Genomic DNA, 26,510 nt, shown 5'->3' on the forward strand with positions numbered 1-26,510 from the left:
GCACCGAGGGCACGCGTCTGATGACCATCACCGTCCGGGTCTGGCGCCAGCCGCACGCTGACGCCCCGGGCCAGATGGTCAGCTACGTGGTGCCGGACGTGTCTGAGCACATGTCCTTCCTCGAGATGATGGACGTGCTGAACGAGCGGCTGACGCTCGAGGGCGACGACCCGATCGCGTTCGACCACGACTGCCGCGAGGGCATCTGCGGCCAGTGCGGGGTCGTCATCAACGGCGTCGCCCACGGTCCGCAGCAGACCACCACCTGTCAGCTGCACATGCGGTCCTTCGCCGACGGTGACACGATCGACGTCGAGCCGTGGCGTGCCGACGCCTTCCCGGTGATCAAGGACCTCATCGTCAACCGCGGTGCCTTCGACCGGATCATCGCCGCCGGTGGCTACATCTCCGCGCCCACCGGAGCGGCCCCCGACGCCCACGCGTCACCGATCCCGAAGGCCAACGCCGACCACGCCTTCGACGCCGCGACCTGCATCGGCTGCGGCGCTTGCGTCGCCGCCTGTCCGAACGGCTCCGCGATGCTGTTCACCGCCGCCAAGATCACCCACCTCGGCATGCTGCCCCAAGGCCAGCCCGAGCGGCACTCCCGCGTCCTGGGCATGGTCGCCCAGCACGACGAGGAGGGCTTCGGCGGCTGTACCAACATCGGCGAGTGCACCGCCGTCTGCCCCAAGGAGATCCCCTTCGAGACGATCTCCCGCCTCAACCGGGACCTCTACGGTGCCCTCACCCACCCCAACAGCTGACTTCCCCGCCATCAGCTGAGCTCACGTCCCCGGGCGGAGCCCGGCCGGTCACTTCACAGCCTGTAGGGCGACCTCACACCCGCGCCAGAGGGTGTGAGGTCGCCCCTCAGCATGTGAAGTCGTCAGGTGGCCTGGCTGAGGTGACTCAGTGAGCGATTCAGTGCCGACCAGCCCGACCGAGCAGCACGGTGGCTCAGCTGACCGGTGGTCTGCTGGCCGTCGACTCCGCCCGCGAGGCGCTTGGCTACGGGCCCTAGCCAGCTGGCACGACGAGGTGCCGCCGCGCCCGGAGAGCTGACAGGTGTGATTTCTCGGCCCGGAGCCGTTGTGGCAGACTGGTCCGCTGGTGTCCTTCGGATGCGCGGCTCCTGCCACAGGGGGATAGACCGCAGCCTGAGGACCTTCAGCTGAATCGATCTCAGGTGACCTGTGGCACTGGCGAGGAACCAACATGAGCAAGCTCATCGACGCGCTCGACGCGGCGTCCCTGCGGACTGACGTCCCCGACTTCCGGCCAGGTGACTCGGTCAAGGTGCACGTGAAGGTGACCGAGGGCAGCCGCTCCCGGATCCAGGTCTTCGCCGGGGTCGTCATCTCCCGCGCCGGCGACGGCGTCCGCGAGGCCTTCACCGTCCGCAAGGTCAGCTTCGGCGTCGGGGTCGAGCGCACCTTCCCCGTCCACAGCCCGATCATCGACCACGTCGACATCGACCGCCGCGGCGACGTCCGCCGCGCGAAGCTGTACTACCTCCGCGGTCTGCGCGGCAAGGCTGCCAAGATCAAGGAGAAGCGCGACGCCAGCTGAGCCTCAGCGTCCGTCGCACGAGCCCGGAGGCTGAGTGATCGACGACGCTGAGCCTGCTCCGGTGCCGTCTGGGCCGCCGCGGACCCTGAGCTTTGGCGGGCACGTCCTGGCCTTTCTCGGTGAGCTCTCCGGGGTGGTCATCGGCGCGGTGATCGTGGCTTCGCTGCTGCGAGCGCTAGTCGGCCAGATGTTTCTCATCCCGTCGGCTTCGATGGAGCAGACGCTCCGGATCGACGACCGGATCGTGGTGGAAAAGCTGACCACCCTGCAGCGAGGCGAGGTCGTGGTCTTCACCGACCCGGGCGGTTGGCTCACCGGTCCGGTGGCGCCCGAGCGGGGCCGCGTCGGGCGGGCGCTCGAGTTCGTCGGCGTGCTGCCCGACAGCGGGACCGACCACCTGGTCAAACGGGTGGTCGGGATGCCGGGGGACCACGTCGTCTGCTGCGACCGTGCTGGGCGGATCACCGTCAACGACGTCGCTCTGGACGAGACGTCCTACCTGGACCCGCCCCCGGGCGGCGAGCCAGCCGTTGCTTCGTCGATCCGCTTCACCGTGGTCGTCCCGCGGGACCGGATCTTCGTGCTGGGCGACAACCGGGAGCACAGTCGTGACTCGCGCTGCCACCTGCACGATCCCGACCCCACGGCGGTCGAGAGCAGCTCCGCGTTCGTGCCCGAGGACCTGGTGGTCGGTCGAGCGGTCGCCGTCCTCTGGCCTGTCGGTCACGCGCGACGGCTGGGCATCCCGGCTACCTTTGTCCCAGTTCCCGCCGCCCAGGCGGCTCCTGCTCTGCCCGCGATTGATGCCGGACCCGAGGCAACCTGTTGACCACTGACCAGAACGCCCGCCGCGACACCGAGGCTGCGAATCCCCCAAAACCCCGACCGAGCGCCGGCCGGCAGGCCGCCTCGTTCGGACGTGAGCTGCTCTTCGTGGTCGTCGGCGCCATCGTCGTCTCGTCCCTGCTGCGCGCCTTCGTCGGCCAGATGTTCATCATCCCGTCAAAGTCGATGCAGAGCACGCTGCTCGAGGGCGACCGGGTCGTCGTGCAGAAGATCACCGACTTCCACCGCGGCGACGTCGTGGTCTTCGAGGACCCGGGCGGCTGGCTGCCGGACGAGCCGGTCGCTGACCCCGGACCGGTCGCCCGGGTGCTCGAGTTCGTCGGGGTGCCGACCAGCAGCACGCCGGGCCACCTGATCAAGCGGGTGATCGGGATGCCGGGTGACAAGGTCGTCTGCTGCGACAGCCAGGGCCGGATGACCGTCAACGGTTACGCCCTCGACGAGACCAGCTATCTCTACACCAACCCGAACGGCACCCAGGTCGTGCCGTCCGACGTCGAGTTCACGGTGGTCGTGCCCAAGGGCCGGATCTTCGTGATGGGCGACCACCGCGACCTCAGCGCCGACTCACGCTGCCACCTGTCCGACTCCTCCAGCACGGAGCCCCGCGGGTACGTCGCCTTCGTTCCCGAGAACCTCGTCGTCGGGCCGGCCTTCGGTATCGCCGCGCCGTTCGACCGCGCCAAACGCCTGAAGGCTCCCGCCACCTTCGCCGGAGTGCCGCCACCGAAGGAACCGGCGCCCGACAAGCCCACGATCGAACCCGCCGGGGTCAGCTGCTGATGGCCGGTGCGGGGGAGCGGGGGCAGCCCAGCGAGGACGAGGTCCCGGTGGTCAAGATCCGCCGGGACAGCGGCCTCTACGGGTACGAGCGGGCGCTGCACCGGGTCGGCCTCGGACCGGTGGCGGGGGCGGACGAAGCCGGTCGGGGCGCTTGTGCGGGGCCGCTGGTGGCGGGTGCGGCCATCCTGTCGGACTCCCGGTCGCGCCAGATCAAGGGCCTCAACGACTCCAAGCTGCTGACCGCCCGGCAACGGGAACGGCTCTACGCCGAGATCACCGACAAGGCGCTCGCCTGGGCGGTCGTCTGCGTCGAGCCGGACGAGTGCGACCGGCTCGGCATGCACGTGGCCAACGTGATGGGGCTCCGCCGGGCCCTGCTGCGGCTCGACGTGCCGGCGACGTACGCGCTGACCGACGGCTTCCCCGTCGACGGGCTCGGCGTCCCCGGCCTCGCCGTCTGGAAGGGCGACCGGGTGGCCGCCTGCGTCTCGGCCGCCTCGATCCTCGCGAAGGTCACCCGGGACCGGATCATGTGTGAGCTCGACGACGTCCATCCCGAGTACGCGTTCGCCGTGCACAAGGGCTACTGCACGCCGCTGCACCAGGAACGGCTGGACCGTTTCGGACCCTCAGCCACGCACCGGATGCGGTTCGACAACGTCGCGCGAACGGTGAGCGTCGTTACCGCTAGAGTCGAGCCGATGACCGCGCAGCCACCTTCCCCCCGCCCCGGCTCCGACACCCTCGAACGAGCGGTGTCGTGAGCGCGGAAGACCTCGAGCAGTACGAGAGCGAGCTGGAGCTCCAGCTCTACCGCGAGTACAAGGACGTCGTCGGCATCTTCACCTACGCGGTGGAGACCGAGCGCCGCTTCTACCTCTGCAACGCCGTCGACCTGAAGGTCCGCACCGAGGGCGGAGACGTCTACTACGAGGTCTCGATGGGCGACGCCTGGGTCTGGGACATGTACCGCCCCGCCCGCTTCGTGAAGAGCGCCAAGGTCCTGACCTTCCGCGACGTCTCGATCGAGGAGATCGCCCACAGCGACCTCCAGGTACCCAAGAGCGTCACCGGCACCTGAGCCTGCGTCACCCCGCTGCGTGGCGCGGCTCAGGCTCGGGCATCGCGTGCCGGGGCTCGGGGTGCTGGTCGACGGTACGGCGTCGGACCAGGTCGGCGAGACCGAACAGCAGGGCGACGCCGACGAAGCCCAGCGTGGTCCGCAGACCGGTCGACAGCGCACCCGCGTAGTCCTGGCCCCGGCTCGCAGCCACCTCGTCGAAGAACTGGGCAAGCACGATCGCGACCCCGATGGCCGACCCGACGCGCTGGGCCGTCTGCAGCATGCCGCCGCCGGAACCGGCTTGGGCCGGGTTCACCTCGGCCAGGGTGAGGGTGACGTTCGGCGTGATCACCAGACCGCCGCCGAGGCCGGCGACCAGCAGCGCAGGCGCGAGCGTGAGCCCCACGTGGTTTGTCACGTGCGGCACCAACAGGTCCACTGCGACCAAGCCCGCGGCCACCAGCACCAGACCGGCCACCACCAGGTAGCGCCCGAAGCGCTGCACGAGCCGGCCGCCCAGCAACGCAGCGACGGCAGAGCCGATGGCGAAGGAGGTTCCCGTGGCCCCGGCCTGCAGGGCGCTGTAGTGCAGCCCGGTCTGCAGGTAGAGCGTGAGGATCAAGAAGATCGAGGTGAAGCCCGCGAAGTAGAACGAGCCGAGCACCACCCCGAAGACGTAGGAACGCACCCGCAGCAGCGACAGCTCGATCAGGGTCTCGTGCCCGCGGCTCCGCCAGTGCCGTTCCCACAGGTAGAAGGCGACGAGCAGCACGGCCGCGACGGCGAGCAGCCACCACGGCCGGTCACTGAGCGGCGCGCCTTGGGTGCCCTCGACGAGGGGGAACAGCACGAGCAGGATCGCCGCGGCGAACAGCAGCACCCCGACCGGGTCGAGGGACTGGCGTCGGCTGCCTGCGACCTTGGGCAGCACCCGCCGGGCCAGCAGCACCAGCGCGATGCCGACCGGGACGTTCACGTAGAAGACCAGCCGCCAGCCGAAGTCCGGGCCGCCCAGCTTGACCAGTAGACCGCCGAGCAGGGGTCCGACGGCGGTCGAGATGCCGATCGAGGCTCCGAAGAGTCCGAACGCCCGGCCCCGCTCCGGTCCGCGGAACAGGTTCTGGATGAAGCCGGACACCTGCGGCGAGATCAGACCGGCGGCGAGGCCCTGCAGCACGCGGGCTACCGAGAGGAACGCCGGGGTCGGCGATGCGCCCGCGGCCGCGCTGGCCAGGGTGAACAGGGTGACCCCGATCAGGAAGATCGTCCGACGGCTGCGGGCGTCGCCGAGCCGGCCGGCCGGCACCAGGGCCACGCCGAACGCGAGCGCGTAGCCGGCGATGATCCACTGCACGTCGGAGTCGTCGGCCTTGAGGCCGGCGCGGAGCGTGGGCAGCGCGACGTTCACGATGCTGACGTCGAGCAGCGTCATCGCCCCGGCCACCAGGCAGACGGCGAGCGCTCGCCAGCGGGCGGGGTCCGGGGTGAAGTCGTCGGCGTGCTGGTCGGTCACGGGAAGCCAATCTATGGATACGTCCCCCAGCGGTCGGCTCCGGCTGGCTTACCCAGCGGAGGCGGTCGCGCTTCGGCTGGCCACACTGGTCAGCAACCTGCAACTTCCACCGAAGAGGTACCCATGGAGGCAGCTGATCTTGAGCGGTTCGTGACGGCCCAGGACGCGGGCGGCACCTACGCCGGTGCGTTGGACGAGCTGCGTCGAGGCGCCAAGCGTAGCCACTGGATGTGGTTCGTGTTCCCGCAGATCGCCGGGCTCGGCCGCAGCAGCACGGCCCAGTACTTCGCGCTGCCCTCACTCGCCGAGGCGCGGGCGTATCTGGCGCACCCGGTGCTCGGCCCGCGGCTGCTGGAGTGTGTCCGCGCCCTGCTCGACCTGACCGGCCGGACGGCCGAACAGGTCTTCGGCGGCATCGACGCGGTCAAGCTCCGCTCGTCGATGACACTCTTCGCCGCCGCGGACCCCGACGACCCGGCCTTCGCCGAGGTGCTCGACCGCTACTTCGACGGCCAGCAGGACGGGGCGACGCTGGACCGCCTCTGACCGTCATCCACAGCGGCGGCGTGCACCACCGGCTGTCCACAGGCCCGCCGGAAAACCGCAGATCCGCGCCGACGTCCGGAAGGTCTCTCCTGGAGGTGGGAGATGGCGGCAAACGGTCGGCAGACGTTAGGGGCCCGGGGCGAGGATCTCGCGGTGGTCGAGCTGCAGCGGCAGGGGATGGAGGTGCTGGACCGGAACTGGCGGTGCCGGGTCGGCGAGATCGACATCGTGGCCGCCGAGCCCGGCGAGGGCGGTACGACGGTGGTGTTCTGCGAGGTCAAGTGCCGCTCGGGTCTGGGGTTCGGTGATCCGCTCGAGGCCATCACCTGGGCCAAGCTGCGCACACTACGGGCGCTCGCGGCCGAGTGGCTGGCGGTCCATCGGGTGTCGGCGGCCGCGATCCGGTTGGACGCCATCGGGGTGCTGCTGCTGCGCGGTGAGCCGCCGCGACTGACCCACGTCAAGGCGGTCGGCTGATGGCACAGGCCTGCAGCTGGTCGGTGGCGCTGATCGGGTTGGAGGGCCGGATCGTCGAGGTGGAGGCCGACATCGGCGCGGGGCTGCCGCGGACGGTGCTGATCGGCCTGGCCGACACGGCGTTGAACCAGGCCCGGGACCGGTGCAAGGCGGCCGTGGGCAACAGCGGTCACACCTGGCCGGCGTCGCTGCTGACCATCAACCTCAGTCCTGCGACGCTGCCGAAGAACGGCAGCCACTACGACCTGGCCATCGTTGCTGCGGTGCTCGCGGCGGCCGACGTGTTCCCGAAGATGGAGCTACGCCGGACGGTGCTGCTCGGGGAGCTGGGGCTCGACGGGCGGGTACGGCCGGTCCGCGGCATCCTGCCGGCGGTACTGGCTGCGGGTTTGGCCGGCTTCCCGCGGGTGGTCGTGCCGGAGTCGCAAGCCGCCGAGGCCCGGCTGGTCGAGGGGGTCGACGTGGTCGGGGTGGCCTCGCTCGGCCAGCTGGTGGCGCGGTTGCGCGGCGACCCCGTCCCCGACGTCGAGCCGGTCGAGGTGGCCGACGAGACACCGATCGCGCCGAGCAGCCGGCTGCTCGACCTCGCCGACGTGGTCGGCCAGGTGGAGGCCAAGTGGGCGGTCGAGGTGGCGGCGGCTGGCCGGCACCACCTGATGTTCTCGGGGCCGCCAGGGGTGGGCAAGACGATGGTGGCCGAACGGATCCCCGGGTTGTTGCCCGACCTCAGCCTGTACGAAGCCCTGGAGGTCTCCGCGATCCACTCACTCGCCGGGTTCCAGCTGTCTGACGGCCTGCTGACCCGGCCGCCGTACAGCGATCCGCACCACTCAGCCTCGGTGGCCAGCGTCGTCGGCGGCGGACCGCGGGTCGCCAAACCCGGAGCGATCTCGTGCGCCCACCGTGGCGTCCTCTTCCTGGACGAGGCGCCGGAGTTCCCGACGAAGGTGATTGACGCGCTGCGGACGCCGTTGGAGTCGGGCACCATCACGCTCGGCCGCAGCGAGGTGCAGGCGCGCTACCCGGCCCGCTTCCAGCTGGTGATGGCGTCGAACCCCTGCCCGTGTGGCCAGGCGTCCACCCCGGGCGCCTCGTGCTCCTGTCCCCCGCTGGCGGTGCGGCGGTACGGCGAACGGATCTCCGGGCCGATCAAGGACCGGATCGACATCAGCTGCGTCTTCCTGCCGATGCGTCGCGCCTACCTGAAGGCGGCGCTGCAGCGGACGGAGGCCTCGGCGGCGGTGGCCGAGCGGGTGGCGGAGGCGCGGTCGCGGCAGGAGGCCAGGTTGCGGGGCACCGAGTGGCAGACCAACGGTGAGGTGCCGGGCCCGTACCTGCGCAAGGTCCTGCCGCTGCCCGACGGGCTGCAGGTGGTCGACGCCGCGGTCCAGCGGGGGACCTTGAGTCCGCGCGGGTTCGACAAGGTGCTCCGGGTCTCCTGGACGCTTGCCGACCTGGCGGGACGGCTCAAGCCAGGGCCGGACGAGGTGGCGGTCGCGTTGGCGATGCGCCGCGGTGAACAGTTCGACCGAGGATCGGAGGCAGGGTGATGGCGGGTCAGCCGGTGGACGCGGGACACGGCACCTGGGCGGAACGGGCGGCCCGGATGGCGCTGTCCTGCGCGGTCGACGGGGGTGACCCGGACGGCGCCGACCTCGTGCGGCGGCTGGGCCCTGAGGGGGCCTGGGCGCGAGTGCAGGCGGGGGTGCTGGGGGAGCCGCTGGCGCGTCGGGCGGCGACGACGGATGTGGAGGTCGTGCAGCGGCTCGCCTCCCGCGGGTCGGTGCGCTTCGTCATCCCGGGAGACGAGGAATGGCCGGCCGGGTTGGACGACCTTGAGCAGGCGACGCCGATCCAGCGGCGGGGTGGGGTGCCGTTCGGGTTGTGGCTGCGCGGTCCCGGGCATCTGGCACGGTTGGCGGCGCGCTCGGTGGCGGTGGTCGGCTCGCGGGCCTCGACCGCGTACGGGACGGGGTTCGCCACCGACCTGGCCGCCGAGCTCGCCGAGGCCGGGGTCACGGTGGTCTCGGGGATGGCGTTCGGGATCGACACGGCGGCCCACCGCGGCGCGCTCGCGGTCGGTGGTCCGACGGTCGGGGTGGTGGCAAACGGCGTCGACGTGGCCTACCCGCCGGGCAACGCGCGGCTGTTCGAGGCGGTGGCGCAGGACCATCTGTTGGTCTCGGAGCTGCCGCCGGGCGCGCACCCGACCCGGATCCGGTTCCTGGCCCGCAACCGGCTGATCGCGGCCCTGTCGGGCGGCACGGTGGTCGTGGAGGCGGCGCTGCGCTCGGGGGCCCGCAACACCGCCGGCTGGGCGTTGGAGTGCCAACGGCCGTTGATGGCGGTGCCGGGGTCGGTGCACTCCCGGGCCTCGGCGGCGCCGCACCTGATGATCCGCAACGGTCAGGCGATGCTGGTCAGCAGCGCCGCCGAGGTGCTGGAGCTGGTGTCGGGGATGGGTCAGCACCTGCTGGTTCCCGAGCACGGCGCGAGCCGGGTCACCGACACGATGAGTGACGACCAGCTCGCGGTGTTCGAGGCGGTCCCCGCCCGCCGCCGCGTCGGAGCCGGCGACATCGCCCTCGTCGCCGGGGTGAGCATGCCGGTCTGCCTCGCCGCGTTGAACGCCCTCGCCGATCGCGGCCTCGTCGAGGCCTCCGACCGAGGCTGGCGGGCGCTGCCCGTCCAGGCCCTCAGCCAGGGTGCGCCGTGATCGCGGTCGGTCGACGCCGGTCAGCGGGCGCCGCGGAGGAACGCCCTCAGCAGGGGGCCGGCGGTCCCCGACCCGGAGTCGCCGTCGGCGACGAAGACCGCGACCGCCAGGTCACCCTGGGCGGCGATCATCCAGGCGTGCGTCTTCGGCGGGTCGTCGTCGCCGTACTCCGCCGTACCGGTCTTGGCGATGGGGGCGGGTCCGGCGAGGTCCCCGAGGACCCGGCCGGCGCTGCCCTCGGTGACCACGGCACGCATCATCTGGCGCAGCTGGCTCGCTTCCTCACTCGTCAGGGGCGCAGCCTTCGACTCAGCCTTCTGGTCCGTCACCAGGTGCGGTACCACGGTCTGGCCGGCGGACACCGAAGCGGCGACGGCGGCCATCGCCAGCGGCGACGCCTCGTCCTTGCCCTGGCCGATCATGGCCTCCGCCTTGCCCGTCGCGCTCGTCGGCTCCGGCACCAGCCCGAAGAAGGAGGGGAAGCCGACGTCGTAGTCAGTCCCCAGACCGAGAGAGGCGGCAGCCTGGGTGAGCTCACCCTTGCCGAGCTTGGTCCGCTGGCCGATGAAGGCGGTGTTGCACGAGTTGGCCAACGCCGTCTGCAGGTCGATCGTGCCGAGCCGAGCGGCCGGATAGTCGTCGTAGTTCTTGTACCGGCGGCCGTCCACCACCACGGTGGCCGGGCAGCTGAGCGTGGACGTCGGCTTCAGCCCGGCCCGCAGCAGGGCCAGCGCCGAGGCGACCTTGAAGGTGGAGCCGGGGGCGTACTGGCCGACGGTCGCGACGGACAAGCCGTCGGCACCCGGACCGCTCGCGGCGGCTAGCACGGCGCCGGTCGACGGCCGGACAGCGACGAGCGCGCTGGCGGGCTTCGTGCCCGCGAGGACCCTCTCCGACAGTCGTTGCAGCCCCATGTTGAGGGTCAGGGTGAGCGGCTTGCCGGTCGTCGGCTCGACCCGGTAGAGGACGGGCGCCGCCGAGGGCGACGGGGAGGGGGCCGGGCTCGAGGCGGTGGGGGAGGGCGACGCGCTCGCCCCGCCGGTCACCGCGAGCCGAGCCCGGACGACCTGGACCCCGGGCGTGCCGCGGAGCTGCTCGTCGTACCGCTTCTCCAGCCCGGAAAGGCCGACCTGGTCCCCGGCCACGACGGCACCGAGGCCAGCCTTGACCTCCTCAGCGGTCGCTTCGCCGACGGTGCCGAGGATCGCCCCTGCGAAGGTCCGGCTCGGCGCGAGCATTCGCTGGTCCTCGATGCCCAGCGCGCCGGGGATCCGGCTCAGCTGCGCGGCCGAGGGTCGGGCGTCGTCGGTGCTGCGGAAGGTGATGGCCTCGACGAACGCCTCGGGGCCGGCGCTGGTGACCCTGGCGGCGTAGGTCTTCGCGTTGACGTCGACCAGGTCGGCCAGCGTGCGCGCCGAGGTGGCCACCTGGCTGCCGGACACCCGGGTGCGGTCGATCCCCACCCGGACGACCCCGCGCAGGGTGACGATCGGGTCGCCGTCCTCGCCGAGCACCTTGCCCCGCTCGGGGTAGAGCCGCCGTTGGGAGAGCCGCGAGGTCCCGTCGAGGGACGCCTCGACCAGCGCCGGCTGCCAGCGGGGCTGCCAGGTGCCGGCCACCCGGTCGAGCTCGGCGGTGGTCTCGTACGTCCACGGGGCGCTGACGCCGGGGAAGGTCCAGCTCCAGGCCAGCGTGGCCGTCGCACGGTCGCCGTCGACCGTGGTCCCGGCCACGCGGACGGCGGGTCGGAGCGGCCCCATGCTGCTCACCAACGGCTGGAACCGCTGGTCGACCTCGGTACCGGCCGCGTCGACGAAGGCGATCGGCTTCAGGTCCTTCTGGGCCAGGGCCGCGGCCAGGGCGGTCGCCGCCGGCGAGGCGTCGTTGGTGTCCGGGTTCGGGGACGGGGTGCTGGTGGTGCAGCCCGCGACCAGCAGCAGCCCGAACGCCCCCGCCAGCGCCCGAACGCTGCACGCCGATCGACGCTGACCCGATCTGTCTTGTCCTTGCCGCACCGGCACATCGTGCCACCCAGGGCCGGCCCGACCGCGAACCCGTTGCGGCCGGGGCGCCGACTTGTAGGGTGCTCGCTCATGAGCCTCTACGCGTCTCGCCCGGGCCGGCTGGCGGGTCAGCTGGTCGGCGACCTCGGCGTGCTGCTCTGGATCGTGGTCTGCGGGGCGCTCGGGATCGTGGTGGACGGAGCGGTCGCCAAGCTCGCCGGTCCCGCCCGGGACACCGCGAGGACGGCGCAGCAGCTGTCCGGCAACTTCTCGGACGCGGCCGGCTCGGCCGCGCAGGTACCCGGGCTCGGTGACCAGCTGCGGCGGCCGTTCGACGCTGCTTCCGGCACGCTCGGGGGGCTGATCGAGACGGCCAACCGGCAGGCCGACACCATCGAGCGGGTGGCCACCCTGATGGGCTGGCTGGTCTTCCTGATCCCCGTCACCGTGGTGCTGTGCTTCTGGCTGCCGCGCCGGATCCGGTTCTACCGCCGCGCGAAGGCTGCCCAGGTGTTCCTCGACTCCGCCGCCGACCTCGACCTCTTCGCCCTGCGCGCGCTCGCGTCCCAGCCGATGCACGTGCTCGCGCGGATCAGCCCCGACCCGGTGACGGCGTGGCGGGGCGGCGACCGTACGGTGATCAACGCGTTGGCCGAGGTCGAGCTGGCCCGAACCGGCCTTCGGCTGCCGCCGGAGCTCCGGGCCGGCGCCTAGGAGCGCGGAGGAGGATCGGGTGGAGCGGTACCAGTTCGAGCTACCGCTCGGCAGTGGCGTGGACCGCGCCCTGACGGTCATCCGCTACGGTCACTACGGCCGTCCGGTGGTGGTCTTTCCGAGCGAGGCCGGCCGGGCCTGGGACTTCGAGGCGAACGGGATGGTCGACGCGGTCGGCTCGCTCGTCCACGACGGCCGGGTCAAGCTCTACTGCGTCGACTCCGTGGACGCTGACACCTGGTCGGACCGGACCCTGCCGATCGAGGAGCGCGCGGTCCGGCACGGCACCTACAGCCGTTGGCTGACCGACATCTTGATCCCATGGATCCACGACGACACCACCGCCGGCGCCGAGCTGGTCGCCACCGGCTGCAGCCTGGGCGCTTACCACGCCGTCCAGCTCGCGCTGCAGCGCGCCGACCTCGTGCCGCTGGCGATCGGGCTCTCCGGCAACTACGACGTCACCACCTGGCGGTCCTGGGGGGAACGCGGCGAAGCGACGTACTTCGCCAACCCCGCCGACTACGTCCCGAACCTGCACGGCGACCACCTCGACTGGCTGCGCAGCCGGCTCTCGATCCTCCTCGTCGTCGGTCAGGGCGCGTGGGAGACTTCCCCCACCGGCGCGCTGCCCTCGACCCTGCGCACGGCTCAGCTGCTGCGGGACAAGGGCATCCGGTGCGAGCTGGACCTGTGGGGGCACGACGTCAGCCACGACTGGGTGTGGTGGCAGCGGCAGCTCGCGCACCACCTGCCCCGGTTCTGCTGACGTGGAGGGCATCGACCGTTGACCAGCTCGAAAATCTCAGGAGGGACCAGATGACGTCGCACCACCTGGTGGGTCTGCTGCTCGGCGCCGAGGAGGACTGGCCGCAGGCCTTCGAGGCGCTCACCGCCCGGCTGGGGATCTTCCGCCACGCCGGGTCCGAGCACGCCATCGACACCGAACGGGTGCACATCGCCCCGTTCAACCTGCGCGACCGTGCGCGGCACGAGATCGTGATCGACCGGCTCGCCTACTGGTACTACCACCCGCGGGAGTGGCTGAAGAAGGTCGCCCTGATGGACGACGTCTACCTGCTCAACTCCCCCTTCACGTTCCAGTCGATGGAGAAGCACAGCGCCTACTGCGCCCTGATCCGGCTCGGTATGCACGTGCCGGAGACGGTGCTGGTTCCCTACAAGCACCCCCTCGACAACGTCCGCTGGAGCTACACCTCCCGCCAGTACAACGACGCGTTCGACTTGAAGGCGATCGCCGCCGAGATGGGCTACCCGCTCTTCATGAAGCCGTTCGACGGCGGCGGCTGGCGCGGCGTCTCCCGGGTCAAGGACGAGGCCGACCTGGTGGCGGCCTACGACGACTCCGGCGAGATGCTGATGCACCTGCAGAAGTCGGTCGAGCCTTACGACGTGTTCGCCCGGGCGCTGACCATCGGGCCCGAGACGCAGGTGATGCACTTCCGGCCCGACGAGCCGATGCACGACCGGTACGCCGTCGACCACGACTTCCTCTCCGCGAGCGTCGGCCGCGAGGCGGTCACGATCGCCCAGACGGTCAACGCGCTGTTCCGCTGGGAGTTCAACTCCTGCGAGATGCTCATCCAGGGCGACACCGTGCTGCCGATCGACTACGCGAACGCCTGCCCTGACGTGGCCGTCACCTCGCTGCACTACTACTTCCCGTGGGCCATGAAGTCCCTGGTGAAGTGGACCGCCTTCTGTGCGGCGACGGGCCGCAAGGCACGGCTGCACGTCGACCCGGCGCCCTGGTTCGCGGTCGCTGACGACCCCGAGCTCGACTACGCCGCCAAGCTGGTCCGCTACCAGCTGCTCGCGGACGAGCACTTCGACACCGAGCGCTATCACGCCTTCTGCGCCGAGGCGCTGCCGGACATCGACGCTCAGGTGCTGGAGTGGGTCTCCTCCCCCGACTTCGACCGGGTACTGGTCCAGACCGTGCAGGCCACCTATCCCGCGACGGAGCACGAGCGTTTCCTCGCTCACTTCCGCGGGCTGGTCGGCCTCTGGGTCAGCGACGAGACCACCCTGCTCGGCGCCGGAAGCTAGCCGGGACGCGCCGGGTTCAGGCGCGCAGGTCGGCGACCTCGGGGTGCGTGTCGAAGTAGGCGGCCGTGAACGGGCAGAGCGGCTCGACCCGGAGGCCCTCGGCCCGGACCGACTCCAGGAACAGCCCCGTGGCCTGACCAGCGAGCCCGCGGCCCCGGAAGGCGGGTTCGGTCCCGGTGTGGGTGACCACCAGCACGTCACCCCGTCGGGCGTAGGCGATCACGGTCGTGAGCACGCCGTCGAGCCGTCCCTCGTAGCGGGACAGCTCGTCGTTGTCGGTCAACTGCAGCTCGGTCATCGTGTGGGGTGAACCTACGCCCAGCAACCGCGCCTTCGCTGCGGGCCACTCAGCGGAGACCATCGCGAACTGGACCGTGTCGCGCAGGCTGCCGTCCGGCCGGCGCCGGTGGTGCCGCAGCACGCCCTCGCGGGTGGCGCCGAGCCGTTCGATCGCCGTCTGGGAGCGGAGGTTGCGGATGTCGGTGTGCCAGACGAGCCGCGCGGCCTCCAGCTCTTCGAACGCATGCCCCATCATCAGCAGCTTCGACTCCGTGTTGAGACCCGTCCGCCAGTACGGCCGAGCCAGCCAGGTGTGTCCGATGGCGATGCTGCCGCGGGCCGGGTCGATCTCGTAGAAGGAGGTGCTGCCGACGAGCTCACCTCCTGCCACCAGCCGCTGGGCGTACGGGATCCGGTCGCGGTCGGTGAGGGCGGCGGCGACCACCGCGCGTACCGACGCCAGGTCCGGTGCCCGAAAGGGGAGGTGGGCGGTGACCTCCGCCGCCTCCGTCGGACTGCCGAGGCCACGGAGGAAGTCCGGCGCGTCGCTCAGTCGGAGCGGCGTGAGCAGCAGCCTCGTCCCGCGCAGCGGACGGGCGGCGTACCAGTCGAGCGTCATGCCGTCGGTTGTGGTGAGCCGGTCGACGGCCGCTGGGCCACCGCAAAGATCCGACGGTACGGCAGCACCGTCCCGTACGGCCGGGGCGGGTAGGCCTCGCGCAGGACTATCTTGTACGCCGCCTCGAACTCCGCCCGCCGGTCGTCCGCGAGCGCCTGCAGCACCGACCGGGCGCCGGTCCCGGAGATCCAGCGGAACACCGGGTCCGGTCCGGTCAGCACGTGCAGGTAGGTCGTCTCCCAGACCTCGACGGTGCAGCCGAGGGCGGTCAGGTCGTCGAGGTAGTCGGCGGGCTCGGCGGACGCCGGCCGCTCGACCGCGGCGGTGGCCGCGGCGAACCGTGCGTCGGCGGCCAGCTCGTGCAGCAACCGGTGGCTCGGCTCGGCAAAGTTGCCCGGCACCTGGAAGGCGAGCCAGCCGCCCGGGGCGACGACCTCGACCAGCCTGGGGAGCAGCGCGCGGTGCTCGGGAACCCACTGCAGGGTGGCGTTGCTGAGCAGCACGTCGACCGGTGCCGCCGGCCGCCAGTCCCGCAGGTCGGCGAGGACGAAGTCCAGCCGGGAGGTCCGGTGCCGCGCGGCCTGGTCGATCATCGCCGGGGACGCGTCGACGCCCGTCACCTGCGCCGTCGGCCAGCGGTCGCCCAGGGTCGCGGTGAGCTGTCCCGGGCCGCAGCCGAGATCGACCACCTGCTGGGGCTGGTCGGCTCCGACCCGGGCGAGCAGGTCGACGAACGGCCGGCCGCGCTGGTCGGCGAACTGCAGGTACGTCGTGGGGTCCCAGGTGGGCATCGGCACACCCTACGGGGCCCTCCCGGGGCTCAGCCTTGGCCGCTACGGTGGAGCGCGTGACCCCCTCACCTGAGACTGACACCACCGCCCCCGGGTCCACCGGGCAGGTGGTGGTCGTGCAGACCGCCGACGGACCCATGCCGACCCACCTCTGGACGCCGCCCAGCGGCTCGGGGCCCGGGATCGTGCTCGTCCAGGAGATCTTCGGCGTCAGCGGCTACATCAGCCAGCGCGGTCGCGACCTGTCGGCCCTGGGCTACGTCGTGCTTGCGCCCGAGGTCTACTGGCGACTGCCCGACGCGACGATCGACGAGGACGGCGACGTCCTCGGCCAGGCCATGGGTCTGGTGCAGCAGGTCGACTGGGGCCTCGCGGTCGCCGACGTGGGCGCGGCCGTCGAACACCTGCGCGGCATGATCGAGGTGACCGGGCCGGTCGGCCTCGTCGGCTTCTGCTTCGGCGGCGGGCTCGCGTTCAACGTGGCCGCCACGACGCCGGTCGACGTCCTCGTCAGCTACTACGGCTCGGCGCTGCCCAACCTGCTGCCGCTGGCCGACCAGGTGACCGTGCCCAGCCTGCACCACTTCGGCACCGCGGACGCCTACATCCCGGCCGAGGCCCAGGAGCAGATCCGGCAGGCCGTGACGCCCAACGGAGCCCGGTTCGAGACCTACGAGGGCGCGAACCACGCGTTCGACAACCCGAACCCGATGTTCCACGACGCCGAGGCGTCCGCCGCAGCGTGGGCGGTGACCGTGCCGTTCCTCGCCGAGCACCTGAGCAGTCCGTCGGTCTGACCCCGGCAGGGCCGATACCGACAGGTCAGCCACGACGGTGTGACGGAAATCTCCGTCGGCCGGTCCGGGAAGCGATACTGTCGTCCCGTACCGGAGCACTCTGCAGGCTTGTGCGTGTTCAGCGGGGTCACGCCGGGTCAGGGGGACGACTGGGGGGCGTGACCATGAACACGGCTATGGCAGCCGAGCTGCCCAAACCTGCGGCGTCGATCTTGATCCGGATCCGTGGGGCGATGCCCGATCTGCGGCCGGCGGAGCGGCGGGTGGCTGAGGCTGTCCTGGTCGACCCAGCCCGGATCTCCGAGAGCGCCATCACCGCCGTTGCCCGGCTGTGCCAGACCTCGGAGACGACGGTGTTGCGCTTCTGCCGGGCGGTCGGACTCGCCGGCTATCCCGAGCTGCGGATCGCCCTGGCCCGCGCCGCCCAGTCGGAGGAGGGTGACCGGCACAACGCCCCGGTGAGCGGGGTGATCCTCAAGACCGACAGTCTCGGCGACATCGTCGCCAAGGTGACCCACGCCGACGCCCGCGCGGTCGAGGAGACAGGCGCCGCTCTCGACCTCGCGGTCCTCGAGGCGGCGGTGTCGGCGGTCGCCACCGCCCGACGTGTCGACATCTACGGCGCCGGCGCCAGCGCTCTCGTCGGTGAAGACCTGCGGCTCAAGCTGCACCGGCTCGGTCTGGTGTCGTTCCTCTGGTCGGAGGCGCACCAGGCGCTGGCCTCAGCCGCTCTGCTGGGGCCGGCCGACGTTGCCATCGGCATCTCGCACACCGGAACCACCCTGGACACCGTGGACGCACTCCGGGTGGCCTCCGAACGAGGCGCCACCACCTTGGCCGTGACCAACTTCTCCGGCTCCCCGGTAGCCATGCTCGCCGACCTGGTGCTGATCACGGCTGCCCGCGAGACCACCTTCCGGTCGGGCGCCATGTCCAGCCGGATCGCCCAGCTCGCCCTGGTCGACTGCCTGTTCACCGGCGTGGCGCAGCGCTCCTACGACCGGGCCGTCGCGACGCTGGAGACGACCTACGCGGTCGTCCAGACGCGTCGTCGGCGCGTGAGCCGGGTCTTGCCGCCGCTGACCTGACCTGACCTGACCTGACCTGACCTGACCTGACGGCTCGGCCGGCTGGGAGAATGTCGCCCATGTCCCGCGACCCCGCCGCTCCCGGGATGCGCCCGGTGGTGACGCTCGGGCTGTTGTCGACCTTCGGTCCGCTGTCGCTGGACCTGTACCTGCCGGCCCTGCCCGAGCTCTCCGACGACCTGCAGAGCACGGCCTCCGCGGCCCAGCTCACCATCACTGCCTGCCTGGTCGGGCTGGCCGTCGGCCAGCTCGTCGCCGGCCCGCTCTCGGACCGGTTCGGCCGGCGCCGGCCGCTGCTCCTCGGCCTGGTCGCGTACCTGCTGGCCTCGGCCGCCTGCGCCGCGGCGCCGTCGGTGGAGGTCCTGGTGGCGTTGCGGCTGGTGCAGGGCCTCGCCGGGGCAGCCGGACTGGTGATCGCCCGCGCGGTCGCCCGCGACCTCTACGAGGGCCGGACGCTGGTGCTGTTCTTTGCCCGGCTGACCCTCATCTCGGGACTGGCCCCGGTGGTCGCACCCGTGCTCGGCGGCCAGCTCAGCCGGGTGATGAGCTGGCGCGGCATCTTCGGCGTGCTCGCCGGGTTCGGCGCGGTCCTGCTCGTGGCGGGGCTGCTGCAGCGGGAGACCCTGCCGCCGGGTCGCCGCAGCCACGGCGGCCTCGGCGGGTCGCTGCGCGGCTTCGGGGTCCTGCTGCACGACCGCTACTTTCTCGGCGCGGCACTGTCCTCAGGTCTGGCCGCCGCGTCGATGTTCGCCTACATCGCGGGCGCCACCTTCGTGCTGCAGCGGATCTACGGGCTGTCCGCGCAGAGCTTCTCGATCGTCTTCGGGCTCAACGCGGTGGGCATCATGGCCGTCAGCGGCGTGGCGTCCCGGCTGAGCCGCACCTGGCCGGCGGCCCGGGTGCTGGCGCTCGGCCTGGCCGTCAACCTGCTCGGAGCGGCGTCGCTCGCCGCGACGGTGCTGCTGGGTCTTGGCCTGGGCTTCGTGATCGGCTCGCTCTTCGTGATGGTGAGCGCCCTCGGCCTGGTCTTTCCCACCGCCACCGCCCTGGCGATGGCCGACTACCCCGAGCAGGCGGGCGCGGCGTCCTCGGTGCTCGGCCTGACCCAGTTCGCGTTCGGAGCGCTGGTGGCCCCGCTGGTCGGGATCGCCGGCGAGGACTCGGCCGTCCCGCTCGGGGTGGTGGCGGTCAGCGCGAGCGCCGCCGCCAGCCTGGTCTACCTGACCTTCGTGGTGCCGGCGGTCCGACGCTCTAGGCCGTGACCTTCTTGCGCCGGGACCCGCGGATCGCGCCGAGGATCACCCCGGCCAGCAGCACGATCGACAGGTACCAGGAATAGCGCGCGACCTCCGCGAGCACGTGCACGGCCGGCTCCCCGATCCGGTAGCCGAGGTAGATGAAGAGGCCACGGGTCACCGCGGCGGTCCCCACGTCGACCAGCAGGAAGCGCCGCAGCGACATACCGGCGGCCGCCACGGTCGCGTACACCACGGCGCTGGGCAGCGGGATGACGTAGCCCGCCATGATCGCCAGCGACCCGTAGCGTCTGGCCAGCCGTTCGGCCCGGTCAGCGTTCCGCGCGGCGCGAGGCGAGCGGCCGGCCACCAGCTCGATCAGGCCGCGACCCCACAGCCGGCCCGCCCACCAGAACAGCCAGTCGAACTTCACTGCGCCGATGGTGCCGAGCACGAGTCCCAGCGGCCAGAACCCCACCCCGGTCGCGGCGAGCGCCCCGATCGTGACCGCCGAGACCCGTGAGCCGCCGAGCGCGGCCAGCAGGTACGGGTTGGCCCCGAGCAGCACCGGTCGCAGCGGCAGCAGCACCAGGTTGTAGATGCCGGTGACCGAGAAGCCGATCCAGCACCCGATGTCGCTGCGCCCGGGCTTGCCCTTCCAGGGCATCCGCGGATCGTCCCACCACTCCTTCTCCTCGGCATCGGCCTCAACCTCGGCCGGCTCGGTCGCCGGCTCCTCAGCTTCGCCGATGGTAGGCCTCCCGCCAGGACGGGATGCTCGGCCGCCAGGCGAGAGGCATCTGGGCCTCGGCCGGGGTCCGGTTGGCCTTGAGGTTGTTGCAGCGGGTGCAGGCGGCGACGGTGTTGAGCCAGGTGTTCTGACCGCCGCGGGACTGGGGCATGAGGTGGTCGACGGTGTCGGCTGGACCGGAGCAGTAGGCGCAGCGGTGCAGGTCGCGACGCAGCACGCCGCGCTTGGACCAGGCCGGGTTCCGCGCGTACAGGAACGAGGTCTTGACGTAGCGGATCAGCCGCAGCACGACCGGCCAGGGATAGGGGCCGATCGAGTGGCCGTCCCGGGCCTCCTCGACGATCGCGACCTCGCGGACGAGCATCTTGATGGCGTGCTGGATCGAGACGGTGTGCAGGGCGGTGTTGTCGGTGTTCAGGACGACGACGCCGGACATGGCCACACCTCCTCCTCGTGTCGGGCCTGGCCGAGACGATGATCCACAAAGCAGATGATGCTGTCATCAGGATTATGGCCGGTCCGGTCAAGTGCGTGGCACACCGGTACGGGCCGAGGACACGTAGTCTCAAGGTCCGGTCGACCCCAGTTGACGATCTAGAACGCACGTTCGATTATGGACGAGTGCCTCTCCTCTCCGTCGCCGACCGGGTCTCTGAGCTGCAGCAGCGCGTCCAGCGGATGCAGGGCGCGGCGGTCACCCGCACCCTCGACAGCCTGCCGGCCCTCGGTGAGGTGCTCCGGCTCAAGACCGGTGGGGCGTACGCGGTGGACAGCCTGAGCCTGGCCATGGCGTTGCTGGCCGGTCCCTCGCTGGCGGGGGAGTGGAGCGCGGTGGTCGGGGTGCCCGAGCTGGGCTGGGAGGCGGCCGCCGGTTTCGGCCTGGCGCTGGAGCGCACGATCGCGGTGCCGGCGCCCGGCGAGCACTGGCTGAGCGTGACCGCCGGGCTCGCCGACGTGGTGTCGGTCGTCCTGGTCCGCCCGTCCAGCCCGGTCAGCGAGGGCCAGGCCGAACGGCTGCGTTCCCGGCTGCGACAGAAGGACGCCGCCCTGGTCTGCTGGGGCGGCTGGCCGCGCAGCGACGCCGTCCTCAGCGTCACCAACTCGACCTGGACCGGCCTGGGTCAGGGCCACGGCCACCTGCGGGGTCGCCAGGTGGAGGTGAGCGTCCGCCGCGGTGGGGCTCCGGTCCGCCGCACGACGCTGTGGCTGCCCGGCACCGACTCCCAGGTGAGCGTGGACCGCGAGGCCCCGGTCCAGCTCACCGCCGTGCAGGCAGGTTGAGATGGCCGTCCTGACTCCGTCCCCCGTGACCCCGACCGCTACCCCGACCTCGAGTGCGCCGGGGCCCGGCCGCCGCGTGATGGTCGTCTGGTGTCCCGACTGGCCGGTGGTCGCGGCCGCGCTGGCCGCCGAGCTGTCCCTGGACTCAGCCCTCGCGGTGGTCGAGCGCGGTGAGGTCTTCGCCTGCTCCGCGGCCGCCCGGGCCGAAGGGGTCAAGCGAGGGATGCGACGCCGCGACGCCTCGGCCCGCTGCCCCGAGCTGGTGGTCGTTGACCGCGTGCCCGAGGCCGAGACCGCGAGCTTCGAGGCGGTGCTGACCAGCGTCGAACAGGTCAGTGCCGGCGTCGCCCCGGTGCAGCCGGGGCTCTGCGCCTTGACGGTGCCGAGCCGCTTCTACGGGGGTGAGGCCGCCGCGGCCGCCGCCGTGGCCGAGCACCTGGTCTCGGTCGGGGTCTGGGACTGCCGGATCGGGATCGCCGACGGCATCTTCGCCGCCGAGCAGGCGGCCCGCCGGGCCCCGACCCAGGACTGCCGGGTGGTGCCGGTGGGCGGGTCGGCGGACTTCCTCGCCCCGCTGCCGGTGGCGGTGCTCGCCGACGCCGACCTGGTCAGCCTGCTGCGCCGGCTGGGGCTGCGGACGCTCGGCGACTTTGCCGCCCTGCCCGCCCGGGACGTGCTGACCCGGTTCGGTGCCGCCGGTGCGTGGCTGCACCGGCAGGCGCGGGGGCGGGACGACCGGATCGCGGTGGCCCGGCAGGCGCCGCTCGAGCTGACCCAGCGGATCGCCTTCGAGCCACCGCTGGAGACCATCGAGCCGATCGCGTTCTCCACCCGGCAGACCGCCGAGCGCACGGTCGCCGAGCTCGCCCGGCACGGCCTGGTCTGCACCGAGGTGCGGATCGTGGTCAGCACCGAGAGCGGCTGGACCGGTTCGCGGATCTGGCTGCACTCCCGCTGGTTCACCGCCGCCGACCTGGTCGACCGGCTCTACTGGCAGCTGCAGGGCGACCCGGCGCCTGACCCGGTGTGCGAGGTGCGGATCGTCCCCGAGACGGTCGAGTCGCTGGGCGACCACGGCGAAGGGCTGTGGGGCAGCGCGCCCGACGAGCGGGTGGAGCGCGGCGTCGCCCGGCTGCAGGGGATGCTCGGTCCCGAAGAGGTGCTGGCCCCCGCGGTCCAGGGCGGCCGCACCCCCCGTCGCCGCCAGGCCATGACGCCCTGGGGGGAACGGCCGGCGACCGTCCGGCCCACCAGCCTGCCGTGGCCGGGGTCGATCCCGCCGCCCGCCCCGGCCCGGGTCTTCGCCGAGCCACAGCCCGCCCTGGTCACCAGCGGCGACGGCCGACCGGTCGCGGTGACCGACCGTGGTCTGGTCACCGGCGACCCGGTCCAGTTCAGCGTCGACCGGATGTCGCCGCCCACCCGGGTCCAGGCCTGGGCCGGGCCGTGGCCGATCGACGAGCTGTGGTGGGATCCGGCTTCGGCCCGGCGGGTCGCCCGTTTCCAGGTGGTCGGGGTCGACGGCAGCGCCTGGCTGCTGGTCGTGGAGGACGGCCGCTGGTGGTGCGAGGCGCGGTATGACTAACACGCGCCCCGAGCCTGTCGAAGGGGGGAGAGCGCGGTGAACTGGGAGAACCCGCCGATGCGTTGGTCGGAGCTCGAGCGCCAGCTCTCCGGCCGCCCGGTGACCGAACGGCCCTTTGCCCGGGCGGTCTCGCCGGACAACCCCACCGACGACTCCGCGCCCGGCTACACCCGCAAGCGGGTCGCGTACGAGAGCGCTGCCCCGGCGGTGACGCGTCCGGCCGGTCCCGTGGTGCCGTACGCCGAGCTGCACTGCCACAGCAACTTCAGCTTCCTCGACGGCACCGCCGACCCTGAGACGCTGGTCGAGGAGGCGGTCCGGCTGGGGTTGGACACCCTGGCCTTGACCGACCACGACGGCCTCTACGGGGCGGCGCGGTTCGCGGAGGCCGCGACCGCGTACGACCTGCGGACCGTCTACGGGGCCGAGCTGTCGCTCGAGCTGACCACTCCGCAGAACGGCGTGGCCGACCCCGAGGGCTCCCACCTCCTCGTGCTGGCGGCCGGGGTCGGGGGCTATCACCGGCTGGCCGGAGCCATCACCGAGGCTCAGCTGCGCGGCGCTGAGAAGGGCCGTCCCCGCTACGACCTGGACGAGCTGGGTGCCGCCGCGGGCGGGGAGTGGGTGGTGCTGACCGGCTGCCGCAAGGGGTCGGTGCGCTCGGCCCTGGACACCCGGGGGCGAGAAGCGGCGGCCCAAGAGCTGGACCGGCTGACCGCGTTGTTCGGCCACAGCCAGGTGGTGGTGGAGCTGACCGACTCCGGGCTGCCGACCGACTCGGCGGTCAACGACGTGCTCGTCGACCTGGCCTCGGACCACGAGCTGCGTTGTGTGGCCACCGGCAACGTCCACTTCGCCACCCCGGCGGAGTACCGGCTGGGGTCGGCGATGGCCGCGGTCCGGGCTCGTCGCAGCCTGGCCGAGATGGACGGCTGGCTGCCCTCACCCGGGGCGCACCTGCGGTCGGGGGAGGAGATGGTGCGCCGGTTCGCCCGCTATCCCGGCACGGTGGCGGCGAGCGTGGCGCTGGCCGACGAGCTGGCCTTCGCGCTGCGGCTGGCCAAGCCGCGGCTGCCGAAGCAGCAGGTGCCCGATGGCCACACCCCGATCAGCTGGCTGCGCGAGCTGTCCCGACGTGGCGCCGACGAGCGCTATCCCGAGCACGGCGAGCGGGTCAACCGGGCCGCCGCCCACGAGCGGCTGCAGCGTGAGCTGGCGGTGATCGAGGCCAAGGACTTCCCCGGCTACTTCCTGATCGTGCACGACGCCGTCAGCTTTGCCCGCGAACGCGGCATCCTCTGCCAGGGCCGGGGCTCGGCGGCCAACTCGGTGGTCTGCTACGTCCTGGGCATCACCGCCGTCGACCCGATCACCTACGACCTGCCGTTCGAGCGGTTCCTGTCCACCACCCGCGACGAGGAGCCCGACATCGACGTCGACTTCGACTCCGACCGGCGGGAGGAGGTGATCCAGGAGGTCTACCGCCGCTACGGCCGGCGCAACGCCGCCCAGGTGGCCAACGTGATCAGCTACCGGCCCAAGTCCGCGGTCCGGGACATGGCCAAGGCGCTCGGCTACTCCACCGGTCAGCAGGACGCGTGGTCCAAGCAGATCGACTCCTTCGGCTCGCTGCCGCTGAACGACAACCACACCATCCCCGCCCCGGTCATCGACCTCGCCGATGCCCTGCTCAAGGCGCCGCGGCACCTCGGCATCCACTCCGGCGGGATGGTGCTCACCGACCGCCCGGTGGGGGAGGTCTGCCCGATCGAGCCCGGCCGGATGACCGACCGAACAGTGCTGCAGTGGGACAAGGACAGCTGCGCCTGGATGGGGTTGGTCAAGTTCGACTTCCTCGGGCTCGGCATCCTGTCGGCGATCCAGCACAGCTTCGACGTGGCGGCGGAGCGGGTCGGGGAGCGCTGGACGCTGGACACCATGCCCAAGGAGGAGGGCGGGGTGTTCGACATGCTCTGCCGGGCCGACTCGATCGGGGTCTTCCAGGTGGAGAGCCGGGCTCAGATCGGCACGCTGCCCCGGCTGCAGCCGCGCCGCTTCTACGACCTGGTGATCGAGATCGCGCTGATCCGGCCCGGTCCGATCCAGGGCGGCGCGGTGCACCCCTACATCCGCCGCGCCACCGGCAAGGAAGAGGTCAGCTATCTGCACCCCAAGCTCGAACCGGTGCTGGAGCGGACGCTGGGGGTGCCGCTGTTCCAGGAGCAGCTGATGCAGATCGCGATGGCCGTCGGGGAGTGCAGCGGTGACGATGCCGACCTGCTCCGCCGGGCGATGGGCTCCAAGCGCGGGGTGGAAAAGATCGAGCGGCTGCGCACCACCCTGTACGAAGGGATGGCTCGCAACGGCATCACCGGCGCGATGGCTGACGAGATCTACGGCAAGATCCAGGCGTTCGCCAACTTCGGCTTTGCCGAGAGCCACGCGATCAGCTTTGCCCTGCTGGTCTACGCCTCGGCCTGGCTCAAGCTGCACTATCCCGGCGCCTTCCTGGCCGGGCTGCTGCGCGCCCAGCCGATGGGCTTTTACTCCCCGCAGTCGCTGGTCGGAGACGCCCGCCGGCACGGCGTCGAGGTCCGCCGGCCCGACGTGCTGACCTCCGGGGTGGACGCCGACCTGGAGCCGCTGAACGCTGGCCTCTTTGGCCCGACCGGTCCCGCGCGCTGCCTGGACCGCGTCCAGGACCCGGTCGGGCGCTTCGACCGCGGTGCTCCCGACCGCACCGCCGAGCACCGGCGGGACGGGAGCTTTGCGCTCCGTCTCGGGCTGACCGCCGTCCAGGGGCTGGGCCGGGAGGTGGCGGAGCGGCTCGTCGCCGAGCGGGTTCGCGCTCGGTTCACCAGCCAGAACGACGTGGTCCGGCGAGCCGGGCTGACCGTGCCGCAGACCGAGGCGCTCGCCACCGCCGGAGCCTTCGACGGTTTCGGCTTCTCCCGCCGGCAGGCGTTGTGGAACGCCGGCTACGCCGACAGCACCGACACTCTGCCCGGAACCGCGGTCGACGCGGCGCCGCCCACCCTGCCGGGGATGAGCCCGGTGGAGCTGACCCTGGCCGACCTGTGGTCGACGACGATCTCACCGTCGGACCACCCGGTCGGCCACCTGCGGCCGGTTCTCGACCGGCAGGGGATCGTGGCGATCAGCGACCTCGGCCCGGCCTACGACAAGCGCCGGATCCGGGTGGCTGGTCTGGTCACCCACCGGCAACGGCCCGGTACCGCGGGCGGCATCACGTTCCTCAACCTGGAGGACGAGACGGGGATGCTCAACATCGTCTGCGCCGAGCCGATGTGGCGCCGGTTCCGTCGGGTCGGCCGTAACGCCAACGCCATGGTGATCCGCGGTCGGATCGAGCACAACGAGGGCGTGACCAACCTCGTCGCCGACCGGCTCGAGCCGTTGAGCACGGTCGTCCCCGACGCGCAGGGGGTGGTCTCCGGTCGGCACCCCTCGCGGGACTTCCGGTGACCGCGTTGTGCGGTCCATCCTGCTGGCGTGAAGCTCCCGGACCTACTTCGCCGGCCGAAGTACCGCAGCGTCGTCATGGTGGAAGAACACGACCTCGCCGTAGAGGATCGCCGTGATCTTGAGAAGGAGCTGGCCTTCGCCAACTCACTGAGGAGTGTTCGTGCGACTGCGGCTGGCGGGCCGGCCCTGCAGGCGACGGGGATGATCGCGGCGCAACGGTTGATCGCCGATGCTCTGGACGTGCGTTACCGGCTGCCGCGGTTGTGGGTTCAGGTGCAGTCCGGGCAGGTGAAGG

The 26,510-nt window shown here is 71.9% G+C and carries 25 protein-coding genes and 1 pseudogene; 20 read left to right on the forward strand and 6 right to left on the reverse strand.

Translation table 11 applies throughout. From position 1 onward, the window contains the following. The first annotated feature begins 20 nt into the window (after positions 1-20). The 6 genes from ACFE76_RS08030 (at position 21) to ACFE76_RS08055 (ending at position 4,282) form a co-directional block, all read left to right on the forward strand. Positions 21-767: a succinate dehydrogenase/fumarate reductase iron-sulfur subunit gene (locus ACFE76_RS08030; RefSeq protein ID WP_375431244.1), complete on the forward strand. Its 747-nt coding sequence runs from the start codon at positions 21-23 to the stop codon at positions 765-767. Between the two features lie 451 nt (positions 768-1,218). Beyond that, positions 1,219-1,572, forward strand: coding sequence for a 50S ribosomal protein L19 (gene rplS / locus ACFE76_RS08035; protein WP_375431211.1), 354 nt, complete (start codon positions 1,219-1,221; stop codon positions 1,570-1,572). A gap of 34 nt (positions 1,573-1,606) precedes the next feature. Continuing rightward, positions 1,607-2,401 (forward strand): signal peptidase I, encoded by a 795-nt coding sequence (gene lepB, locus ACFE76_RS08040; protein WP_375431212.1) that lies wholly within the window; start codon positions 1,607-1,609, stop codon positions 2,399-2,401. Further along, positions 2,398-3,201 carry a signal peptidase I gene (lepB, locus tag ACFE76_RS08045; RefSeq protein WP_375431213.1) on the forward strand — a complete coding sequence of 268 codons (804 nt, stop codon included), beginning with the start codon at positions 2,398-2,400 and terminating at the stop codon, positions 3,199-3,201. Before lepB (ACFE76_RS08040) ends, lepB (ACFE76_RS08045) begins: the two co-directional genes overlap by 4 nt. Then, positions 3,201-3,965, forward strand: a complete 765-nt coding sequence (locus ACFE76_RS08050; RefSeq protein WP_375431214.1) for a ribonuclease HII — start codon at positions 3,201-3,203, stop codon at positions 3,963-3,965. Before lepB (ACFE76_RS08045) ends, ACFE76_RS08050 begins: the two co-directional genes overlap by 1 nt. Then, the gene (locus ACFE76_RS08055) at positions 3,962-4,282 is read left to right on the forward strand and encodes a DUF2469 domain-containing protein (protein ID WP_375431215.1); all 321 of its coding nucleotides are present in this window, start codon (positions 3,962-3,964) and stop codon (positions 4,280-4,282) included. The genes ACFE76_RS08050 and ACFE76_RS08055 overlap by 4 nt, the downstream gene beginning before the upstream one ends. Positions 4,283-4,289: 7 nt before the next feature. Here the strand turns inward: ACFE76_RS08055 and ACFE76_RS08060 are convergent, their stop codons facing one another. Further along, entirely contained in the window at positions 4,290-5,777 is a 1,488-nt protein-coding gene (locus ACFE76_RS08060) for an MFS transporter (RefSeq protein WP_375431216.1), read from the reverse strand. Between the two features lie 123 nt (positions 5,778-5,900). Between ACFE76_RS08060 and ACFE76_RS08065 the strand changes: the two genes are divergently transcribed. The 4 genes from ACFE76_RS08065 to dprA all read left to right on the forward strand — a co-directional run bounded on the left by ACFE76_RS08065 (position 5,901) and on the right by dprA (position 9,516). Next, positions 5,901-6,323, forward strand: a complete 423-nt coding sequence (locus tag ACFE76_RS08065) for a DUF1810 domain-containing protein (RefSeq protein WP_375431217.1) — start codon at positions 5,901-5,903, stop codon at positions 6,321-6,323. 102 nt (positions 6,324-6,425) lie between these two features. After that, positions 6,426-6,800, forward strand: a complete 375-nt coding sequence (locus ACFE76_RS08070) for a YraN family protein (RefSeq protein ID WP_375431218.1) — start codon at positions 6,426-6,428, stop codon at positions 6,798-6,800. Next, on the forward strand, positions 6,800-8,350 hold the full coding sequence (locus tag ACFE76_RS08075; protein WP_375431219.1) for a YifB family Mg chelatase-like AAA ATPase: 1,551 nt from the start codon (positions 6,800-6,802) through the stop codon (positions 8,348-8,350). The genes ACFE76_RS08070 and ACFE76_RS08075 overlap by 1 nt, the downstream gene beginning before the upstream one ends. After that, the gene (gene dprA / locus ACFE76_RS08080) at positions 8,350-9,516 is read left to right on the forward strand and encodes a DNA-processing protein DprA (protein ID WP_375431220.1); all 1,167 of its coding nucleotides are present in this window, start codon (positions 8,350-8,352) and stop codon (positions 9,514-9,516) included. Before ACFE76_RS08075 ends, dprA begins: the two co-directional genes overlap by 1 nt. Positions 9,517-9,536: 20 nt before the next feature. Here dprA and ACFE76_RS08085 read toward each other — a convergent pair whose 3' ends face one another. After that, the gene (locus tag ACFE76_RS08085; RefSeq protein ID WP_375431221.1) at positions 9,537-11,531 is read right to left on the reverse strand and encodes a penicillin-binding transpeptidase domain-containing protein; all 1,995 of its coding nucleotides are present in this window, start codon (positions 11,529-11,531) and stop codon (positions 9,537-9,539) included. A gap of 78 nt (positions 11,532-11,609) precedes the next feature. Here ACFE76_RS08085 and ACFE76_RS08090 point away from each other — a divergent pair, with 78 nt between their 5' ends. From ACFE76_RS08090 to ACFE76_RS08100, 3 genes are read left to right on the forward strand one after another with little or no spacing between them, the layout of a single operon-like run. Next, positions 11,610-12,233, forward strand: a complete 624-nt coding sequence (locus ACFE76_RS08090) for a hypothetical protein (RefSeq protein ID WP_375431222.1) — start codon at positions 11,610-11,612, stop codon at positions 12,231-12,233. A 19-nt stretch (positions 12,234-12,252) separates the two neighbouring features. Then, the gene (locus tag ACFE76_RS08095) at positions 12,253-13,002 is read left to right on the forward strand and encodes an esterase family protein (protein ID WP_375431223.1); all 750 of its coding nucleotides are present in this window, start codon (positions 12,253-12,255) and stop codon (positions 13,000-13,002) included. A gap of 50 nt (positions 13,003-13,052) precedes the next feature. Beyond that, entirely contained in the window at positions 13,053-14,303 is a 1,251-nt protein-coding gene (locus tag ACFE76_RS08100) for a RimK family alpha-L-glutamate ligase (protein WP_375431224.1), read from the forward strand. A gap of 16 nt (positions 14,304-14,319) precedes the next feature. On the opposite strand, the gene ACFE76_RS08105 is transcribed toward ACFE76_RS08100, so the two are convergent. Both ACFE76_RS08105 and ACFE76_RS08110 read right to left on the reverse strand, forming a co-directional pair. Then, positions 14,320-15,201 carry a GNAT family N-acetyltransferase gene (locus ACFE76_RS08105; protein WP_375431225.1) on the reverse strand — a complete coding sequence of 294 codons (882 nt, stop codon included), beginning with the start codon at positions 15,199-15,201 and terminating at the stop codon, positions 14,320-14,322. Then, positions 15,198-15,992 (reverse strand): trans-aconitate 2-methyltransferase, encoded by a 795-nt coding sequence (locus ACFE76_RS08110; protein ID WP_375431226.1) that lies wholly within the window; start codon positions 15,990-15,992, stop codon positions 15,198-15,200. The genes ACFE76_RS08105 and ACFE76_RS08110 overlap by 4 nt, the downstream gene beginning before the upstream one ends. 56 nt (positions 15,993-16,048) lie before the next feature. Here ACFE76_RS08110 and ACFE76_RS08115 point away from each other — a divergent pair, with 56 nt between their 5' ends. The 3 genes from ACFE76_RS08115 (at position 16,049) to ACFE76_RS08125 (ending at position 19,139) form a co-directional block, all read left to right on the forward strand. Continuing rightward, entirely contained in the window at positions 16,049-16,789 is a 741-nt protein-coding gene (locus tag ACFE76_RS08115; RefSeq protein WP_375431227.1) for a dienelactone hydrolase family protein, read from the forward strand. Positions 16,790-16,953: 164 nt separating this feature from the next. Beyond that, a complete protein-coding gene (locus ACFE76_RS08120; protein WP_375431228.1) occupies positions 16,954-17,877 on the forward strand; it encodes a MurR/RpiR family transcriptional regulator in 924 nt (307 codons plus the stop codon). 59 nt (positions 17,878-17,936) lie between these two features. Further along, a complete protein-coding gene (locus ACFE76_RS08125; RefSeq protein WP_375431229.1) occupies positions 17,937-19,139 on the forward strand; it encodes a multidrug effflux MFS transporter in 1,203 nt (400 codons plus the stop codon). Here ACFE76_RS08125 and ACFE76_RS08130 read toward each other — a convergent pair. Both ACFE76_RS08130 and ACFE76_RS08135 read right to left on the reverse strand, forming a co-directional pair. Continuing rightward, positions 19,129-19,779 (reverse strand): DedA family protein, encoded by a 651-nt coding sequence (locus tag ACFE76_RS08130; protein WP_375431230.1) that lies wholly within the window; start codon positions 19,777-19,779, stop codon positions 19,129-19,131. The genes ACFE76_RS08125 and ACFE76_RS08130 overlap by 11 nt on opposite strands. A gap of 70 nt (positions 19,780-19,849) precedes the next feature. Next, on the reverse strand, positions 19,850-20,299 hold the full coding sequence (locus ACFE76_RS08135; RefSeq protein WP_375431231.1) for an HNH endonuclease: 450 nt from the start codon (positions 20,297-20,299) through the stop codon (positions 19,850-19,852). Between the two features lie 185 nt (positions 20,300-20,484). Here ACFE76_RS08135 and ACFE76_RS08140 point away from each other — a divergent pair, with 185 nt between their 5' ends. From ACFE76_RS08140 to ACFE76_RS08155, 4 genes and pseudogenes are all read left to right on the forward strand, one after another. Next, positions 20,485-21,144 carry a hypothetical protein gene (locus tag ACFE76_RS08140; protein WP_375431232.1) on the forward strand — a complete coding sequence of 220 codons (660 nt, stop codon included), beginning with the start codon at positions 20,485-20,487 and terminating at the stop codon, positions 21,142-21,144. Position 21,145: 1 nt separating this feature from the next. Further along, positions 21,146-22,729: a DNA polymerase Y family protein gene (locus ACFE76_RS08145; protein WP_375431233.1), complete on the forward strand. Its 1,584-nt coding sequence runs from the start codon at positions 21,146-21,148 to the stop codon at positions 22,727-22,729. Between the two features lie 36 nt (positions 22,730-22,765). Then, positions 22,766-26,215 (forward strand): error-prone DNA polymerase, encoded by a 3,450-nt coding sequence (locus tag ACFE76_RS08150; protein WP_375431234.1) that lies wholly within the window; start codon positions 22,766-22,768, stop codon positions 26,213-26,215. 27 nt (positions 26,216-26,242) lie between these two features. After that, positions 26,243-26,510: pseudogene (locus tag ACFE76_RS08155) on the forward strand (hypothetical protein); the annotation flags it as partial.

The sequence above is a fragment of the uncultured Friedmanniella sp. genome (assembly GCF_964244005.1).
Taxonomy (GTDB): domain Bacteria; phylum Actinomycetota; class Actinomycetes; order Propionibacteriales; family Propionibacteriaceae; genus Microlunatus.